Here is a 16698-nt window from a genome sequence, read left to right on the forward strand (position 1 = left end):
CGGGTGCGGGCGTTGCGCTCCCGGTCGCGGTCGGTGTCGCGGGGCGGAACGCGCGGCCGGGCGGCCCTCAGGAGGCCGCGCTGATGCGGTAGGTCACCTCCGCCGTGGTGGTGGCCACGGCGTTCAGGGTGACCGTGCCCTGCGCGGTGGCGGTGCCGGTGGCCACGGTCACTCCGGCCGCGGTGAGCCGGTACGTCGTGCCCGGGGTCAGCCCCGAGCCGGTGAACGCGAGCTGGGTTCCTGCCGCACCGGCCGCGACCGCCGCCTCGTACGGCGCGGACCCGGCCGGCACCCGGGCGGTCGCGGTGCCGCTGTCGGGCCGTACGGCCAGCGGCAGCGGGGTGACCGTCCGGGTGGAGGTGCCGACGGCCTGGGTGGTCAGCGTCGTCGTGCCACCGTTCGCGGTCAGCGCCGTGGTGGCGGCCGGGACGCCGGAGACCAGGTACACCGTCCCGGCGCCGCTGGTGAAGGAGGCCGAACTGACGCTGTCCACCTGCACCTTGGTGCCCTGGGTGATGTCCTTGAACACCATGCTGCCGGGCGTCGTCGTATCGCCCTTGACCGAGTGGTTCAGTGACGTGGGCACGGTGTTGCCGTCGAAGACGGTCCCGGTGGTGTACTGCGTGAGGACCCCGGAGCCGAAGGTGCCGGTGAGACTGTTGCCGGTGAAGACCGTGCCGTCACTCTGGTTCAGCTTGACCGCGTTGCTGCCGGACCCGGCGAAGGTGTTCTGGATGAAGACGAGGTTGGTGGGCCGTCCGGTGGTGTTCGTGTACGCCGGGAGGTCCGAGCCCTGGTAGGTGAACACGGCGTACTGGACGCTGTCGGTGACCGTGTTCCCGGTGGTCGTGATGCCCGTCGAGCCGACGCTGTAGCGCAGGCCGTACTCGGCGCCGTCGACGATGTTGTTCCGGATGATGTCGTCGCTGCTGTCGAAGACTGCGATCCCGGCCCCGTTGGGCTGGTCGTGGACGTAGTTGTCCTCGATGACCGAGTCGGTGACCCCGCGGTGGATCATGATGCCGTGCACCTGGTTGTCCGAGGCGTCGGGGTCACCCGGGGGCAGGTAGGGCGGGATGCCGTTGTGGTCGCTCTCGTTGCGGGCGATCAGCAGGTTGTTGCAGCGCTGCGAGCAGATGATGCCGTGATTGCCGTTGTGGTGTGCGTGGTTGTCGGTGATGACGAGGTTGTCCGAGTCGTCGTGCGGGTCGAGGCCGTACGACTTGTTGTTGTCGTACTCGTTGCCGTCGAACACCATGCCTTCGGCGTTGAACGTGTACGTGCCCATGTAGTTGTGGTGGAAGCGGCTGTTGATCTGCGAGCCGTAGACGTTCAGCGCCGCGCAGACGTCCAGATGGGTGGCGTCGCAGCCGCGGCCCTTGTAGGACACTCCGTAGCTCTCCGCGGCGTAGTAGCCGAGGTAACCGAGGTCGCTGTCGACGATGTCCATCCGGGACTCGCGGGGCACGCCGGCGTCCAGGTAGGACAGCGCGCGGATGAAGGCGCGACCCTTGGACCCGGCCGGCGCGCCCGTCGGCACGGAGGGGTCCGTGTCGGGCCCGCCCGCGGCGTCGTCCCAGGAGGTGATGACGGTCGAGTCGATGTCGATGGTGCCGTACTGGGCGGTGATCGAGACGACGTCGGCGGCCGCGCTGGTCGCCAGGCTGCGCAGTCTCAGCGTGTCCACCGACCCGCCCGCCGCGCTGCCGTGCAGTTCCAGGGTGGCGCCGTTCTGGATGACCAGGTTGGCGTTCAGTTGCCAGACGCCGTCGTCCATCTCCGTCAGGGGCGCCGACGGGCACAGCGCGAGGATGCCGGCCGGGTCGGCGGTGCCGGAGGTGAGGTACAGCGTGTTGGTGCTGGCGGCGTAGCGGACCTGCCCGGAGCAGGGCGCGGCGTCGGCCGCGCCGGCGACCGCGGTGTGCAGGCCGAGCAGCAGCGCCGTCGCGGCGACCGTGGCGGTGAGGGGCCGCGCCGGGCCGTGCGGGCGCGATCTGTGGGTGGCGCCGGCGCTGTCGCGTGGGGTCGCGGGGTTGTCCATGGGTGCTCCTGGGCTGGCGGGTGACGTGGCGGGCTGTCAGGCGGTGTTGTGGACGTGGTCGGGCACCTTCGGCAGCGGGGTGTTCCGGTGCCGGACCTGGTGGACCGTCTGCAGCCCGACGGCCAGGAGCAGGGCGACGAGCGCGGCGAAACCGAGCCAGGGGAAGGGCGGCAGGGTGACCTCGGTGCCGGCGCGGCGTTCGACCGAGCCGCCGCCGGCCAGGGCGACGGGGGCCCGCACCCGTGAGTCGGTGAGAATCATCCGGGCGTCCTTGTCGGCCTCGATGCCCTTGCGTTCGGCCAGGACGTCCAGACCGTTCGCGGTGGCCCGCACACCGGCGGCCAGGTGCAGGCCACGCCGGGCGCCGCTGACCGTCAGGGAGTCCAGCCGTGCGGCGGCCCCGAGGTCGACGGCCGTGGTCGCGCCGGACACCGAACCGCCGCTCACCAGCAGGCCGGCGGAGGCGGAGGACAGGCCCTTGCGGGTGGTGCCGCTGATCGTGACACCGGTGAGGGACACTCCACTGGTGGTGCTCGACGCGGTGACGCCGGCTCGGCCGCCGCGCACGGTGACCTTTCGCAGGGACACCTGGCGGGCGTCACCGTACACGGCGATGCCGGTGCGCGAGCCGCTGACGGTGGTCTCCTCGATGCTCATCCCGGCCCCGGCGATCGCGATGCCCCTGCCGAAGCCCGTCACCGTGCCGCCCGAGACGACCGTTCCCCGGGTGTCCGCGGCCACCGAGACGCCGGTGTCGCCGCGGTTCAGTTCCGCGTCGCGTACGGTCACCCGGCCGGCGACCCCGGAGACGGCCACGGCGACCGGCGCTCCGGTCACCTTCGCCTTCTCGACGGTGCATCGCGCACAGGACACCAGCCGTATCCCGGTCTCCCGGTCGTTCTCCGAGACGGTGCCCACCAGCCGCACGCCCCGCTGGGCGGCGACCCGGATGCCGCCGCCGCGGTTGTCGCGGGTGGTCACGCCGGTCAGCGTGCGATTGTCCGTGCCGCTGACGGTGACGCCGCTGTGGGCGCTGTTCCGGGCGGTCAGATCGGAGATGGCGGTTCCTGTGTCGCCGTCGAGGACCAGCCCGTCGCCGAGGGAGTCGCTGATGTCGACCTTCCGCAGCCGGACGCCCGTGGAACCGGCCAGCCGCAGCCCGGTCCCGTTGCCCTTGAACGCCGAGTCCACCGCGGAGCCCGTACTGCCCTTGCTCCAGGTCACCCCCGAGAAACGGGAGGTGGCCGCGCCCGCGGTGGGTCCGAACCCGGTCACCGCAGCGCCGGAGAAGGTCAGCCGGCCGCCCGCGCCCATGTGGATGTAGGGGCGTCCGGGCGAGTCCGCCGCTCCTCCGTCGGCGGTGAGGCGCGCGTCGCGGATGTCGAGCGTGGCCCGGCTGCCCCGGATCCAGGTTCCGGCGGCCGCGGTGTCGCCGACGGCGAACCGTACGGTGCCCTTCAGCGGGCCGATCGTCAGGGAGCTGTCCGGGGCGAGCAGGATCGCCGAGCGCACCCGGATCCCGTCCTGGTCGACGCCGAGCCAGGCGGGCCCGGCCTGCTCGGCGAGCCAGCCCAGGGTGACGTTGCCGGGCCCGGGATACAGGTACTGGGTGACAACACCGCGGCTGACCAGGTCGACCACACCCGGCCGCAGCACGATCAGCCGCTCCGGGCGGCCGGTCCGCTGCCAGGCGTCGGCGTCCGAACCAGCGGTGGCCCGGGCGGTGAGACCGCCTACGACCGGAGTGGCGAGACCGGTGCCGGCCGATGCGGCCAGTGCGGCGGCCGCCGCCAGCGTGACGACGGCGATGCGGGACAGCCAGGGCCGCCGGGACCTCGGGTTCCGGCGACGCGGCCGGCCCCTGCGGACGGCCAGGGCGCGCAGCAGGCGGGTCACGCAGCGGCCTCCGTCCCCACGGGCTGGGCGGTGCGGACCACGACGCCGTTCTCGACGGAGACCTGGCGGGTCAGCCAGCGCTGCTTGCGGATGGTGGCCAGCGCGCAGATCTTCACCACGGCCATGACGAAGGAGAGCAGCACGAAGCCGGGCACGAGGAACACCGACGAGGGCCGGCGGACCAGATGCGGAAGGATCTTCATGGACCGGCTGATCCACCACCAGGCCGCCAGACAGACCACGAAGAACCAGTCCTGCCGGATGATCGCGTACGTCATGAAGGCCGGTGACAGCAGCAGGGTGAAGCTGCTGACCCCTTTGTCGATCATGGTGAAGGCGAGGAACGGGTGGCGCCACGACCAGCGCCGGGACAGCGCCCGCAGGTCGGACCGCCAGGTGTTGCGGGCCCAGCGCAACCGCTGCTTGATGAAGATGCGCAGCGTTCCGGGGAACGTGGACCACACGCGTGCGGAGCGCTGCATGTAGGTGAGGTGGCCGCGTTCCAGGATCAGCGTCGTCAGCCGCTTGTCATCGCCGGACATGCACGGCACACCCATGAACGTCTCGCTCATGAAGTCGTCGGATATCTCCAGCAGCAGTTCCCGCCGGTAGACGGCGGTGCGGCCGGACAGACAGGAGACGGCGCGGCCCATGACGGTCTGTGCGGCGTTCTCGTCGAAGTACCGGTAGTCCAGGTACATGTCGTTGACGCGCTGCAGGAAGCCCTTGGGATTGTAGACGTTCTGCCGGGTGCCCACCCCGCCGATCTTCGGGTCGGCGAAGGGTTTGCAGACTTCTGCGGCCACGTCGTCGGCCCAGATGGTGTCGGAGTCGACGAGGGCGACGAGATCGGTGGTGCACGCCTCCCAGCCGCGCACCAGGGCGTCGCGCTTGCCGGGCACGTCGGTGACGATGACGGTGACCGGGTAACGGGCCGCGATCTCCCGGCACGCGTCGTCGGTGACGTCGATGACCAGGACCACTTCCTCGACATCGTTGCGCAGCCAGGACTCGATGGCCCGGGCGAAGATGACCGGGTCCTCCTGGTACACCGGGACCACGACCGACATGGGCAGCCGGAAGTGGTTCTGGACCGGCCGGTACAGCGATGCCGGGGCTCTGCGGATGAGCCAGAACGTCCAGCGCACCAGGCCGAGGATGCCCAGCGGGAGATAGACGAGGTAGTACCGGAAGTCGTAGAGCGCGTTGTCGAGGAATCCGCTCATGGGCCTGTTCTCTGGGAGCCGGTGCGTCGTGTGCACCGTGCGGGCCACCCGCCTGGCCGCACGGCGCCGGAGGGGTACGGGTCTGGTGTCGCCGGAGCGGGCCGGCGCCCGCCCGGACGGCGGCTGCGCGGCTCAGACAGTCAGCGCCGCGGCCTCCTGGTCGACCTTCGCGGCCAGGAGGTCGTTGACCTCGACGACGGCCTTGAGCAGCGGCATGTCCAGTCCCATGGAGTCGGCCAGGCCGAGGAAGCCCTGGGTGTCCTTCGGCAGGCACACGCCGCCGTACGGGGCGCCGCCGCGGATGCCGTACGACGGGTTGTACGAGGCCTCCGCGGACCGGGCCACGGTCTGCGCGATGGGGTCGAGATCGAGGCCGAGGTGCTGGCTGACCAGCCACATCTCATTCCAGAAGCTGATCTTCGTGGCGTTGTAGATGTTGTGCGCGCACTTGACGAACTCGGCCGCGGCCGGCTCGTCGAAGACACGCATCTCCCCGCCGAAGGGGGACAGCAGCTCGCGCAGCCGCTCCCTGGTGCGTGCGCTGCGGGAGGCGATCACGGTCATCCACGGGTAGCGGAAGTCCTCGACCGCGGAGGCCGCGCGCAGGAACTCCGGGTTGCTGGCGAGCATGAAGTCCTCGCCGAGCCTGCCGCCCGAGTTCTTCTCCAGCAGCGGGAGCACCAGCCCCTCGGCGGTGCCGGGCGGTACGGTGGAGCGGACCACCACGATGTGCTTCTCGGCCGCCCCGGCCAGGGCCCGGCCGACGGCCGAGGTACCCGCCTCGAACGCGGACAGGTCGTAGCGGTGCCCGCTGTTGGGGGTGGGCAGGGTGAGGAAGATGAAGGCGCCCGGTTCGGCGCGCAGGTCGAGTGTCTCCCGCGCGTCGAGGCCCTCCGCGCGTAGGGCCCCGACGCGCGAGGGGAGGATGTCGATGAACGTCACCTCGTGCCCCGCGTGCAGGAATCCCTTGCCGGTGGCGGTACCGACGACGCCTGAACCCACGATGAATATTCTGGCCATGTCCGCTGGTCTCCTGATCGGATGCGCGCATGCGTGAGATGCGCTTGGCCCGGCTGGAAAGACTCCGCCGCGCCGCCATTCGGGCAGCCTTGAGCGACGGATGAAGAAGTGTTGATCGCCGACGCGGAATCCCGGTCGGGCCCCCGGTCATGTGGTCGTGGGAGGCCCGTGCGGGCGAGTACGAAAAGGCGCGCAACCCGGCGCGCCGACGTCACGACAGCGGATACCTGCTGGTCGACATGCGTCCTGTCCTGTCAGAGCGCATGCCCATTGCGAAGGTCATGTGCGCTCACCCCCCTCCGGCCAGACAGCGTATTGAGGCTGACAGACTCCAATCAACGCCGCAAACGAAAAAATTTTGTTAACCGATCGGAGGGAACCGATCTCACTGACGCGGGATCAGATTTGTTACGTGCAAGGAAACTTGACTGGGTGACAGTCGCGATCTTGGCGAGACTCCTGGTAATGCGCCATACCTTGCGAAAATTACACGGCCGTTGCCGTACGGTGTCGTTTCGCCGATCTGGAAAAGCAGCTCATTTACACGCTTCAAATGAACTTCGCGTCACTCGTCAGCGAGGTGACCAGGGGTTGCCCTGCATCAGGTTCCCCAGCCCCGCCCAGGCGAAGTTCATCAACGTCGTCGCGGCCTGCTTGGCGGAGATGCCCGGGGTGGTGTTGGCCCAGGCCGCCAGGGACTCCGCCGCACCCACCAACGCCTCGGCCAGACCGGCGACTTCGCGCTCCGGCAGTGAGGGATCACGGTGCGCCTCACGTGCCGCCACCAGGATCAGCTCCGTGACGAACACGACGATCTCCCTGCGCATGGCGGCCACTTCGGCGGCGAACGGCTCACCGTGGGTGCGGGCCTGCAGATGCAGTACCGTCCAGCCGTCCGGGTTCTGGGCGGTGTGGGTGAAGAACGCCTGGAGTCCGGCCCAGAGTTGGCGGTCGGCGGGCTCGTCGGGGCGGACACCCTCGCGCACGGCCGTCTCCAGCGCCTGCGCCTCACGGCGGATGCACGCCGAGAAGAGGTCTTCCTTCGAGTTGAGATACAGATACACCAACGGCTTGGACACGCCCGCGAGGTCGGCGATCTCGTCCATGGAGGCGGCGCTGTAGCCGCGTTGTCCGAAGGTTTGCACTGCGGCGTCCAGCATCTGCTGTTCGCGTACGGCACGCGGCATGCGCTTGCTCTTGACTGCACCCATGCGGTTCAGCGTAAGCCGGGGAGGCCGGAGTTCAGTGCTCCGGCCGGACAGCCGTCCGACGCCGGCCCCGAAAGCGGCCGGCCGGCACCCCGCGGCGCCGGGTCAGAAGTCCTCCTGCGCCCGGTTGCGGTCCAGGCTCGCCTTCGCGCGATCCACTCGCGCCACCACCTGGGCCGACGCACGATCGCGTTCCTTGCGCAGGACCACGAAGCTGATGGGAGCCGAGATCAGCAGGGAGAGGAGGACGACCCACATGAAGTTGGAATCGCCCAGGCCCCGGGGGACGACGCCGGAGTAGACGAGGCCCCAGACGACCACGAGGCAGCCCGCGAAGATCCCTAGGCGCATCAGCGTGTAGCGGAGCATGTCATTCCACTCTTCCGTCTCGAACGTACCCGAAAGGCATGGGGCACCGTCCAGTGAAGCACGACCAGCCACGGATCATTCAGGCGGCCCTCCCTCGGCCGCGCCACCTCAGGCACGCCGTGCGAGCGGCAGGTGCATGATGACGTCGTCCCGGTCGTCACCGGGCGCCACCCGTATCGCGGACGGCACCCGCCCGACCTCCCGGTAGCCGCACGACGAGTAGAAGCGCTCCAGGCCCTCCCCGCCCCGGCAGGTGAGCCGTATCGCCTCGATTCCCTCGAAACCGCTCGCGGCCTCCTCGGCCGCCCCGAGCAGGTCGCGGCCGTAGCCCTTCCCCTGGTGCCTGGGGTGCACCATCACCGTGTACAGCCACACCCAGTGCTTCATGAGCCGGTGCGCGTTGAAGGAGAGGAACGCCGTCGCGGCCACCTCGCCCCCCTCCTCGTACCCGACCAGCAGCCGCATCCGCTTCTCGGCCATGGCGGCGAGGTGCTTCATCAGCTCGACCCGGACCGTGCCGACGGTCACCGGTGGCACGAAGCCGACCGCGCCGCCCGCGTTGGTGACATCGGTCCACAGTCGGAGGATCCCGTCACGGAGGGCCGGGTCGACGTTCGGATCGAGTTCGAAGGTAAGGGGCATATGGCAAATTTATCCATTACCCAACCGGGTTCTCAACCACTTTCCGCACGCCTGACAGGCATCACACCGGCCACTTGGTCACCCCCGGCCGCTCACTCCCCGCCCAGTGCCCGCGCCGCCACCCTCAGGTCCGCCACCAGCCCCTGGTACACGGCCTCCCGGTCCTCCGCGCGCAGCACCGCCGACGGATGGATCGTCGCCACGACCCGCTCGGGCCGTCCGTGGATCTCCCGCTCCAGCAGCGTCCCGCGCTCCTGTGTCACCCGGAACGAGGAACCCAGCAGGGCCTTCCCGGCCGTCGCGCCGAGCGTCACCACCAGCTCCGGCTCGACCCGGTCCAGCTCCGCCTCCAGCCACGGAGCGCACGCCGTCATCTCGCGCAGGCTGGGTGCCTTGTGGATGCGCCGCTTGCCGCGCAGCGTGAACTTGAAGTGTTTGACGGCGTTGGTGACGTACGCCTGGCCCGGTTCGATGCCCGCCTCGGCCAGCGCCCGGTCCAGCAGCCGGCCCGCGGGACCGACGAACGGCTTGCCCTGCCGGTCCTCCTGGTCGCCGGGCTGCTCCCCGACGAGCATGACGCGGGCGTCCTCAGCGCCCTCACCGAACACGGTCTGCGAGGCGTCCTGGTGCAGCGGACAGCCCCGGCAGCCGGCGGCGGCTTCGCGCAGGGATGCGAGGTCGGCGGCGGACGGGACGAAGGGCTCCGCCGTGTAGGCCTCTTCGGGGGCTTGTGTGCGCGGGCTCACGGCGTCCGGGTACCCGGACGCCGCAGGTCAAACATGGTGCCTCTGCCCGCAGGTCCCTGCCCATATGTCGCTGCCCCGCATGTCGCCCGCCCGCGTCCGTCTGCCGCGCATGCCTCTGCCCCGCACATCGCCGGCCCGCGTGCGTCTGCCGCGCGGCCCTCACGTGCGCACCCGGGCGGGCGCACCGCTCGTCACACGCGCATCGGCTGCGGTGACTCCCGGCGCAGCGGGTCCGGGCCCTCGTACTCGCGGATGATCTCGTAGCGGGTGTTGCGCTCCACCGGACGGAAGCCGGCGTCCCGGATCAGGTCGAGCAGGTCCTCACGGGTCAGCTTGTTCGGCGTGCCGAAGTTGTCCGCGTCATGCGTGATCTTGTACTCGACGACCGAGCCGTCCATGTCGTCCGCTCCGTGCTGCAGTGCCAGCTGGGCGGTCTGGACGCCGTGCATCACCCAGAAGACCTTGACGTGCTGGACGTTGTCGAACAGCAGGCGCGAGACCGCGAACGTCTTCAGGGCCTCGGCGCCCGTCGCCATCTGCGTCCGCGCCTGGAGCCTGTTGCGTACCTTGCCGTCCTTCATGTCCACGAAGTCGTGCTGGTAGCGCAGCGGGATGAAGACCTGGAACCCGCCGGTCTCGTCCTGGAGTTCGCGCAGCCTGAGCACGTGGTCGACGCGGTGTCGGGGCTCCTCGATGTGCCCGTACAGCATGGTGCACGGGGTCTTCAGCCCCTTCTCGTGCGCCAGCCGGTGGATCCTCGACCAGTCCTCCCAGTGGGTGCGGTGGTCCACGATGTGCTGCCGGACCTCCCAGTCGAAGATCTCCGCGCCACCGCCGGTCAGCGACTCCAGACCCGCGTCGATCAGCTCGTCCAGGATCTCGGAGGCGCTCAGGCCCGAGATCGTCTCGAAGTGGTGGATCTCCGTCGCCGTGAACGCCTTCAGCGACACGTTCGGCAGCGCCGCCTTCAACTCCTTGAGGGAGCGCGGGTAGTACCGCCACGGCAGGTTCGGGTGCAGGCCGTTGACGATGTGCAGCTCGGTGAGGTTCTCGTTCTCCATCGCCTTGGCGAGGCGGACGGCCTCCTCGATGCGCATCGTGTACGCGTCCTTCTCGCCGGGCTTGCGCTGGAAGGAGCAGTAGGCGCACGACGCGGTGCACACGTTGGTCATGTTGAGGTGGCGGTTGACGTTGAAGTGGACGACGTCGCCGTTCTTGCGGGTGCGCACCTCGTGGGCGAGTCCGCCGAGCCAGGCCAGGTCGTCCGACTCGTACAGCGCGATGCCGTCCTCGCGGGTCAGGCGGACGCCCGCCCTCACCTTGTCCTCCAGCTCACGCTTGAGCCCGACGTCCATTCCGCCACCTCTCCCTTTTTTCACAGCCTTGCCACCGTACCCCCGGCCCTTCGGCCGGGCGGTGCCCCATACGGCGCTCCGCGCCTAACGTTCTTCCGGCAGCTCGCCCACCCGGTTCTCCCACTTCGTGGAGAGCACGATCGTGGTGCGCGTACGGGAGACGCCCTTCGTGCCGCTGAGCCTCCGGATCGTCTTCTCGAGCCCGTCGACGTCCGAGGCGCGCACCTTGAGCATGAAGGAGTCGTCGCCCGCGATGAACCAGCAGTCCTCGATCTCCTGAAGCTCCTTCAGCCGGCGTGCCACGTCCTCGTGGTCGGCGGCGTCGGAGAGCGAGATACCGATCAGCGCGGTCACGCCCAGGCCCAGTGAGGCGGCGTCGACGGTGGCGCGGTAACCGGTGATGACCCCGGCCGCCTCCAGCCGGTTGATGCGGTCGGTGACGCTCGGCCCGGACAGGCCTACGAGGCGTCCGAGCTCCGCGTAGGAGGCGCGGCCGTTCTCCCTGAGGGCCTGGATGAGCTGCCTGTCCACCGCGTCCATGCGATCGAAAGCCTTCCGCTGAAAAGTGTGAGTGGGTGAGTGTGTTGCTCAGGTGGTACGCCGGGGCCGTCCTGAAGGTCCCGCTGAGGAGCGCGCCCCGCCGACGTCGCCGTCCCAGCGCCGGTACAGGGTGTGCTCGACGCCCGCCGCGTCCAGCACTCGTCCGGCGACGAAGTCCACCAGGTCCTGAATGTGCGTGGCGCCCGCGTAGAAGGCCGGGGAGGCGGGCAGTACGGTCGCGCCCGCGTCGTCCAGGGTCACCAGGTGCCGCAGCGTCTGCCCGTTCAGCGGGGTCTCCCGGACGGCGACGACCAGCTTGCGGCCCTCCTTGAGCGTGACGCTCGCGGCACGCTGGAGCAGGTCCTTCGACAGACCGAGGGCGACCCCGGCGACACATGCGGTGGAGGCCGGCACGACGAGCATGCCCTTCACGGGGTACGAGCCCGACGACGGCCCCGCGGCCAGGTCACCGGGGCTCCAGTGCCGTACGTCGTCCAGGGACGCGTCGAAGCCGACCGGCTTTCCGTCGGCCCCTCGTTGAAGCCATTCCCGCAGGTCGCGCCGCCAGTGGGCATCCCGGAAGGCGATACCGGTCTCGTCGAGGAGGGTGAGCCGTGAGGCCTTGCTGACGACGAGGTCGACACTCTCCCCCGCCGCGAGCAGCGCCCGCAGCACGGCAGCCGCGTACGGCGTACCGGACGCCCCGGACACCCCCACGATCCAAGGCCGACGCTGCGTTTCCCCTGCGTTCACACCCTGAGCCTACCGGTGGGGCGGAGTGGTCTCAGGTCGGGTCGACATCCGCGCGTGCGCGGGGAGCAGTCGAGCGTGAACGCGTACGGCCTACAACGTGAGCCCACGCACCAGCAGATCGATCAGTGCGCAGACGAAGAGGCTGATCCCGATGAAGCCGTTCGTCGAGAAGAACGCCCGGTCGACCCGGGAGAGGTCGTGGGGGCGGACGATGGTGTGTTCGTAGACGAAGGCACCGGCGACGATCAGCAGGCCCAGCCAGAAGAACCCGCCCGCGTCGGTGACCAGGGCGTACCAGACGAACAGGGCCGTCGTGAGGGCGTGGCAGACACGGGCGGCCCAGATCGCCGCGGGGATGCCGAAGCGGGCCGGGACCGACATCACGCCGGTCTCACGGTCCGTCTCCACGTCCTGGCACGCGTAGATCAGGTCGAAGCCGCCGATCCAGATGCCGACGGCCAGTCCCAGGATCACGGCCGTCCAGGACCACTCGCCGGTGATCGCCAGCCAGCCGCCCACCGGGCCCATCGCCTGCGCGAGGCCGAGGATCGCCTGCGGGAAGTTCGTGAACCGCTTGCCGTACGGATACACCACCATCGGGATCACGGCGATCGGTGCGAGCGCCAGGCAGAGCGGGTTGAGCAGGGCGGCGGCGGCGAGGAAGACGACGAGGGCGATCAGCGCGCCCGTCCAGGCGTGCTTCACCGTCATCGCGCCGGTGACCAGCTCGCGGCGGGCGGTGCGCGGATTGCGGGCGTCGATCTCTCGGTCGATGATCCGGTTCGCGGCCATGGCGAACGTCCGCAGACCGACCATGGCGAGGGTGACCAGGAGCAGCCTGCCCCAGTGGATGTTCCTGTCCCACTGGAACATCGCGGTGAGCGCGGCGATATAGGCGAAGGGCAGGGCGAAGATCGAGTGTTCGATCATGACGAGGCGCAGGAACGCCCTCGTCCGGCCCGGCTGCGGGATCGCGGCGGAGGCTGAGCTCACAGGCCGTACTCCTTCCACCGGCGGTCGACCTTCGCCGCCGTCTCCGGGTCGGACAGCACCATCTCGGGCCACCCGCCGTCCCGCGTGTACCCCTCCTCCGGCCACTTCTTCGTGGCGTCGATGCCCGCCTTGCCGCCCCAGAACTGCTGGTACGAGGCGTGGTCGAGGTGGTCGACCGGGCCCTCCACCACCGTCAGGTCACGGGCGTAGTCGGTGTTGCCGAGCGCCCGCCAGGCCACCTCGTGCAGGTCGTGCACGTCGCAGTCGGCGTCGACGACCACGATCAGCTTGGTGAGGGACATCATGTGCGCCCCCCAGATCGCGTGCATCACCTTCTGCGCGTGCTTCGGGTACTTCTTGTCGATCGCGACGATGGCGCAGTTGTGGAAACCGCCCGCCTCGGGCAGGTGGTAGTCCACGATGTCCGGGACGATGATCTTCAGCAAGGGCAGGAAGAAGCGTTCCGTGGCCCGGCCGAGCGGGCCGTCCTCGGTCGGCGGGCGCCCGACGACGATCGACTGGAGCAGGGGCCGCTTGCGCATGGTGACGCAGTCGATCCGCAGGGCCGGGAAGGGTTCCTGCGGGGTGTAGAAGCCGGTGTGGTCGCCGAAGGGGCCCTCGGGGAGCATCTCACCGGGCTCCAGCCAGCCCTCCAGGACCACCTCGGCCTGCGCCGGCACCTGCAGCGGCACCGTCTTGCAGTCGACCATCTCGATCCGCTTGCCCTGTACGAACCCGGCGAACAGGTACTCGTCGATGTCGCCGGGGAGGGGGGCGGTGGCGGCGTAGGTCACGGCCGGGGGGCAGCCGAAGGCGATCGCTACGGGCAGCTTCTCGCCGCGGCGGGCGGCCACCTGGTAGTGGTTGCGGCTGTCCTTGTGGATCTGCCAGTGCATTCCGATGGTGCGCTTGTCGTGGCGCTGGAGCCGGTAGAGGCCGAGGTTGCGGATGCCGGTGTCCGGGTCCTTCGTGTGGGTCAGCCCCAGGTTGAAGAAGGAGCCGCCGTCCTGGGGCCAGGTGAACAGGGCGGGCAGCGCGTCGAGGTCGACGTCGTCGCCGTGCAGCACGACGTCCTGTACGGGCGCGGCCTCGGACTTCACCTTCCTCGGCGGCACGTGCGTCATCGCCCCGAGCTTGCCGAAGGCCTCGCGCACGCCGACGAACCCGTGGGGCAGTTCGGGCCTGAGCAGTCCGCCGATCTTGTCGGTGATGTCGCCGTACGACTTCAGGCCGAGGGCCTTCAGCAGCCGCCGGTCGGTGCCGAAGACGTTCATCGCGAGCGGCATAGCCGAGCCGCGCACGTTCTCGAAGAGCAGCGCCGGTCCGCCGGCCTTCTGCACCCGGTCGACGATCTCACCGACCTCCAGATAGGGGTCGACCTCGGCCTTGATGCGCTTGAGGTCGCCCTCGCGCTCCAGCGCCCTGAGCAGGGAGCGAAGATCGTCGTAAGCCATGCGTCCCAGTATCGCCGAGAGGTCCTACGGGTCTGTGGCCACCCCGGCTCCGGAGGGTCCGGCCCACCGTGGCCCGCGCCACGCCCGCGCCACGGTGGGCCGGACGCGGGTACGTGGTGCCAGGACTCGCTGTCGGGACTCGCCGTCCCACGGGATGGCACGGCCGGTACGGGCTACCCTGGCCCCGTCACCGGGGGCGGGGGCCGCCCGGACCAGCGACTCGCAAAGGGACCGATTCATGCTCCGGGTGCTGATGATCTTGGTGCCGCTGGCACTGAGCATCTACGCGTTCATCGACTGCGTCACCACGCAGGACGACCACGTCCGTCATATGCCCAAGCCCCTGTGGGCGATCCTCATCCTGCTCTTCCCGCTCGTCGGCTCGATCTCCTGGCTGATCATCGGGCGCGACCGCAGCGCCGAGCGCATCGGCGGCTCGCGCAGGGGCGCCGGCTGGGTCGCGCCCGACGACAATCCCGAGTTCCTCAAGTCCCTCGACGAGGACAAGAAGCAGGACGGGACGCAGCGCTACGAGGACGACGGGGACGGGGCGACGGGCGACGAGGCCCGGAACGACGAGGCGCTGCTGAAGGACTGGGAGGCCGATCTGCGGCGCCGCGAGGAGGAGCTGCGGCGCCGCGAGAACGGCGGCGACGACGCCAAGGAGTGACGGCGGGAGGGATGGCGGGGGCGGATGCACCCCGCCGGCCTTCAGTTCAAGAGGTCGTTGCGACACCCCGCCAGCCGTCTCCGCCGACGCTGGGCTGGACGGGCCGGACGCAACGGCGGGACCGGCCGCGGACCAAGCGCCGGACGGGCCGCGGACGCGACGGCGGGACCGGCCGCGAACGCAGCGCCGGACGGGCCGCGGACGCGACGGCGGGACCGGCCGCGAACGCAGCGCCGGACGGGCCGCGGACGCAACTGCGGGACCGGCCGCGAACGCAGCGCCGGACCGGCCGCGAACGCAACTGCGGGACCGGCCGCGAACGCAACTGCGGGACCGGCCGCGAACGCAGCGCCGGGCGGGCCGTGGTGGCGTCTACTTGGTGGTGAACGGCTGCGCCTGCTCGGCGTGCCGCACCTTGATGTACTTCGCCTGCTCCCCGTAGGCCTTCTTGATGACGGGCTCCGCCTTCACCGGGTCGTCGACGCCCATGACGACGTACCCCTCGACGTCCGGGCCGGCCTGGCGCACCTGGAAGGTGCCTTCCCAGCGGTCCATGTCCGCGTTGATCCGGTCCATCAGCGCGCTGAGGTCCTTCTCGCTGATCGGCGTGTCGTGCAGCCGTACCGTCACGCCCTTCTCGGCGGCGGCGCAGATCCGCGTGTCGAGCGCCTGGGAGGAGGCCGTGGAGGGCATCCGGTACACGTCCACGGCCTTGTTCTCCTCGTCGAGGGCGAGACCGGTGAAGACGGTGTCGTAGCGGGCCTGGGCCGTCGTCCGGTCCGCGTACGCCATCACCCGGAACAGCGGTGTGCCGTCCGGGACTCCGGTCCCGGGCCCGGGCAGGCTGCCGACCGGCTGCTCGCCGACGCACTCGGTGGCCGCCGCCGCGGCGGACTCGGCCACGGTGGACGTGTTATCGGGTTCCGCACTGGCACTGGAGCCCTGGAGCGCACCGAGCACCAGCACGGCCGTCATCGCGGCCCCCGTGGTCACCTTGGCCCTCGTGCGTTCTGTCATGTGCCCTCCGTCCCTTGCCGATCCCCAGTGGGACGGGAGAGACGGCGGATGGGTTCCGCGGTTCTTACGACGGTGGCCGCGCGGGTGTTGACGGACACGTCGATGGCGCCGAGCGCCAGTCCGAGGAGGACATAGGCGGCCGAGGCGGCGACCCTGCCGGGTGCCCAGGCCACGGAGAGCAGGGCCGCTGCCGTGGTCGGCACCGCCGCGCGCATGACGGTGACGGGGCCCGAGCGGCGTACGGCGGCCAGACCCGCGCAGCTGCCGGCGCCCGCGGCCAGGGTCAGGGCGATGGTGAGCGCGGTCACCGCCGGGGACGACAGCCCAAGATGGCTCTCCACGGCGGGCACGGTGGTGGACACGGCGGCCACTGCCGCGCCCTGGGCGGCGAACACGGTGGCCGCGGCCCGGCGGGCTCCCGCGAGCGGTCCGCTGCCCGCGGACCGAGGCGGAGCCGTCGCTCCGGCGGATGCGGTCATGGAGCGCCTCGTACGTCATCGACGGCGGGGCGCTCGCGTGGGGACCCTCTTCCTGTCACGGACCGTGGACGGGTCGGTGTTCGCGGATTGGAGCAACCGTAGGAATGCGGACCGGCGCGGCGTAGGACACCGACGGCCACACGGAGGACCCTGGCGGCCACGAGCGGATGGGCGGGGCGGCCCGGGCGGTGCCTCAAGGGGCCGGCTCACCGTCGGCCGAGCGGCAGGGGCACCGGTCCGCGCGGCGCCAGGCCGGTCGGGCTGGCCGCTGCGGTCCCCTCTGTGGCCG

The 16698-nt window shown here is 70.4% G+C and carries 16 protein-coding genes; 1 reads left to right on the forward strand and 15 read right to left on the reverse strand.

Translation table 11 applies throughout. The features are described from left to right. Nucleotides 1–67: 67 nt before the first annotated feature. From EF387_RS49405 to EF387_RS09080, 13 genes are all read right to left on the reverse strand, one after another. Nucleotides 68–2041: a right-handed parallel beta-helix repeat-containing protein gene (locus EF387_RS49405; RefSeq protein WP_128375990.1), complete on the reverse strand. Its 1974-nt coding sequence runs from the start codon at nt 2039–2041 to the stop codon at nt 68–70. A gap of 36 nt (nt 2042–2077) precedes the next feature. Then, on the reverse strand, nt 2078–3937 hold the full coding sequence (locus EF387_RS09025) for a right-handed parallel beta-helix repeat-containing protein (RefSeq protein ID WP_128375991.1): 1860 nt from the start codon (nt 3935–3937) through the stop codon (nt 2078–2080). After that, nucleotides 3934–5163, reverse strand: coding sequence for a glycosyltransferase (locus EF387_RS09030; protein WP_128375992.1), 1230 nt, complete (start codon nt 5161–5163; stop codon nt 3934–3936). The genes EF387_RS09025 and EF387_RS09030 overlap by 4 nt, the downstream gene beginning before the upstream one ends. A gap of 132 nt (nt 5164–5295) precedes the next feature. Then, nucleotides 5296–6183, reverse strand: coding sequence for a 2-dehydropantoate 2-reductase N-terminal domain-containing protein (locus tag EF387_RS09035; RefSeq protein WP_128375993.1), 888 nt, complete (start codon nt 6181–6183; stop codon nt 5296–5298). 572 nt (nt 6184–6755) lie between these two features. Next, nucleotides 6756–7394: a TetR/AcrR family transcriptional regulator gene (locus EF387_RS09040; protein WP_128375994.1), complete on the reverse strand. Its 639-nt coding sequence runs from the start codon at nt 7392–7394 to the stop codon at nt 6756–6758. A 102-nt stretch (nt 7395–7496) separates the two neighbouring features. Beyond that, nucleotides 7497–7760 carry a DUF4229 domain-containing protein gene (locus EF387_RS09045; protein WP_128375995.1) on the reverse strand — a complete coding sequence of 88 codons (264 nt, stop codon included), beginning with the start codon at nt 7758–7760 and terminating at the stop codon, nt 7497–7499. A 108-nt stretch (nt 7761–7868) separates the two neighbouring features. After that, on the reverse strand, nt 7869–8402 hold the full coding sequence (locus tag EF387_RS09050; RefSeq protein WP_128375996.1) for a GNAT family N-acetyltransferase: 534 nt from the start codon (nt 8400–8402) through the stop codon (nt 7869–7871). Between the two features lie 92 nt (nt 8403–8494). After that, entirely contained in the window at nt 8495–9148 is a 654-nt protein-coding gene (locus tag EF387_RS09055) for a UdgX family uracil-DNA binding protein (protein ID WP_128375997.1), read from the reverse strand. A gap of 191 nt (nt 9149–9339) precedes the next feature. Then, nucleotides 9340–10503, reverse strand: a complete 1164-nt coding sequence (gene mqnE, locus EF387_RS09060; protein WP_128375998.1) for an aminofutalosine synthase MqnE — start codon at nt 10501–10503, stop codon at nt 9340–9342. Nucleotides 10504–10587: 84 nt separating this feature from the next. Further along, the gene (locus EF387_RS09065) at nt 10588–11043 is read right to left on the reverse strand and encodes an Lrp/AsnC family transcriptional regulator (RefSeq protein ID WP_128375999.1); all 456 of its coding nucleotides are present in this window, start codon (nt 11041–11043) and stop codon (nt 10588–10590) included. A 48-nt stretch (nt 11044–11091) separates the two neighbouring features. After that, nucleotides 11092–11796: a UbiX family flavin prenyltransferase gene (locus EF387_RS09070; protein WP_128376000.1), complete on the reverse strand. Its 705-nt coding sequence runs from the start codon at nt 11794–11796 to the stop codon at nt 11092–11094. 90 nt (nt 11797–11886) lie between these two features. Next, the gene (gene mqnP, locus EF387_RS09075) at nt 11887–12789 is read right to left on the reverse strand and encodes a menaquinone biosynthesis prenyltransferase MqnP (RefSeq protein WP_128376001.1); all 903 of its coding nucleotides are present in this window, start codon (nt 12787–12789) and stop codon (nt 11887–11889) included. Then, nucleotides 12786–14243 carry a menaquinone biosynthesis decarboxylase gene (locus EF387_RS09080; protein WP_128376002.1) on the reverse strand — a complete coding sequence of 486 codons (1458 nt, stop codon included), beginning with the start codon at nt 14241–14243 and terminating at the stop codon, nt 12786–12788. Before EF387_RS09080 ends, mqnP begins: the two co-directional genes overlap by 4 nt. Nucleotides 14244–14481: 238 nt before the next feature. Here EF387_RS09080 and EF387_RS09085 point away from each other — a divergent pair, with 238 nt between their 5' ends. Further along, entirely contained in the window at nt 14482–14913 is a 432-nt protein-coding gene (locus EF387_RS09085) for a PLD nuclease N-terminal domain-containing protein (protein WP_128376003.1), read from the forward strand. Between the two features lie 372 nt (nt 14914–15285). Here the strand turns inward: EF387_RS09085 and EF387_RS09090 are convergent, their stop codons facing one another. Both EF387_RS09090 and EF387_RS09095 read right to left on the reverse strand, forming a co-directional pair. Continuing rightward, entirely contained in the window at nt 15286–15930 is a 645-nt protein-coding gene (locus tag EF387_RS09090; RefSeq protein WP_128376004.1) for a hypothetical protein, read from the reverse strand. Then, nucleotides 15927–16409 (reverse strand): MFS transporter, encoded by a 483-nt coding sequence (locus EF387_RS09095; protein ID WP_202918187.1) that lies wholly within the window; start codon nt 16407–16409, stop codon nt 15927–15929. The genes EF387_RS09090 and EF387_RS09095 overlap by 4 nt, the downstream gene beginning before the upstream one ends. Nucleotides 16410–16698: the final 289 nt, after the last annotated feature.

This window comes from Streptomyces cavernae (genome assembly GCF_004023625.1).
Taxonomy (GTDB): Bacteria; Actinomycetota; Actinomycetes; order Streptomycetales; family Streptomycetaceae; genus Streptomyces; species Streptomyces cavernae.

Coding starts and splice junctions, on each gene's coding strand:
- EF387_RS49405 (WP_128375990.1), bottom strand. CDS start 2,041: ATGGACAACCCCGCGACCCCACGCGACAGCGCCGGCGCCACCCACAGA.
- EF387_RS09030 (WP_128375992.1), bottom strand. CDS start 5,163: ATGAGCGGATTCCTCGACAACGCGCTCTACGACTTCCGGTACTACCTC.
- EF387_RS09035 (WP_128375993.1), bottom strand. CDS start 6,183: ATGGCCAGAATATTCATCGTGGGTTCAGGCGTCGTCGGTACCGCCACC.
- EF387_RS09040 (WP_128375994.1), bottom strand. CDS start 7,394: ATGGGTGCAGTCAAGAGCAAGCGCATGCCGCGTGCCGTACGCGAACAG.
- EF387_RS09045 (WP_128375995.1), bottom strand. CDS start 7,760: ATGCTCCGCTACACGCTGATGCGCCTAGGGATCTTCGCGGGCTGCCTC.
- EF387_RS09050 (WP_128375996.1), bottom strand. CDS start 8,402: ATGCCCCTTACCTTCGAACTCGATCCGAACGTCGACCCGGCCCTCCGT.
- mqnE (WP_128375998.1), bottom strand. CDS start 10,503: ATGGACGTCGGGCTCAAGCGTGAGCTGGAGGACAAGGTGAGGGCGGGC.
- EF387_RS09065 (WP_128375999.1), bottom strand. CDS start 11,043: ATGGACGCGGTGGACAGGCAGCTCATCCAGGCCCTCAGGGAGAACGGC.
- EF387_RS09080 (WP_128376002.1), bottom strand. CDS start 14,243: ATGGCTTACGACGATCTTCGCTCCCTGCTCAGGGCGCTGGAGCGCGAG.
- EF387_RS09085 (WP_128376003.1), top strand. CDS start 14,482: ATGCTCCGGGTGCTGATGATCTTGGTGCCGCTGGCACTGAGCATCTAC.
- EF387_RS09090 (WP_128376004.1), bottom strand. CDS start 15,930: ATGACAGAACGCACGAGGGCCAAGGTGACCACGGGGGCCGCGATGACG.
- EF387_RS09095 (WP_202918187.1), bottom strand. CDS start 16,409: ATGACCGCATCCGCCGGAGCGACGGCTCCGCCTCGGTCCGCGGGCAGC.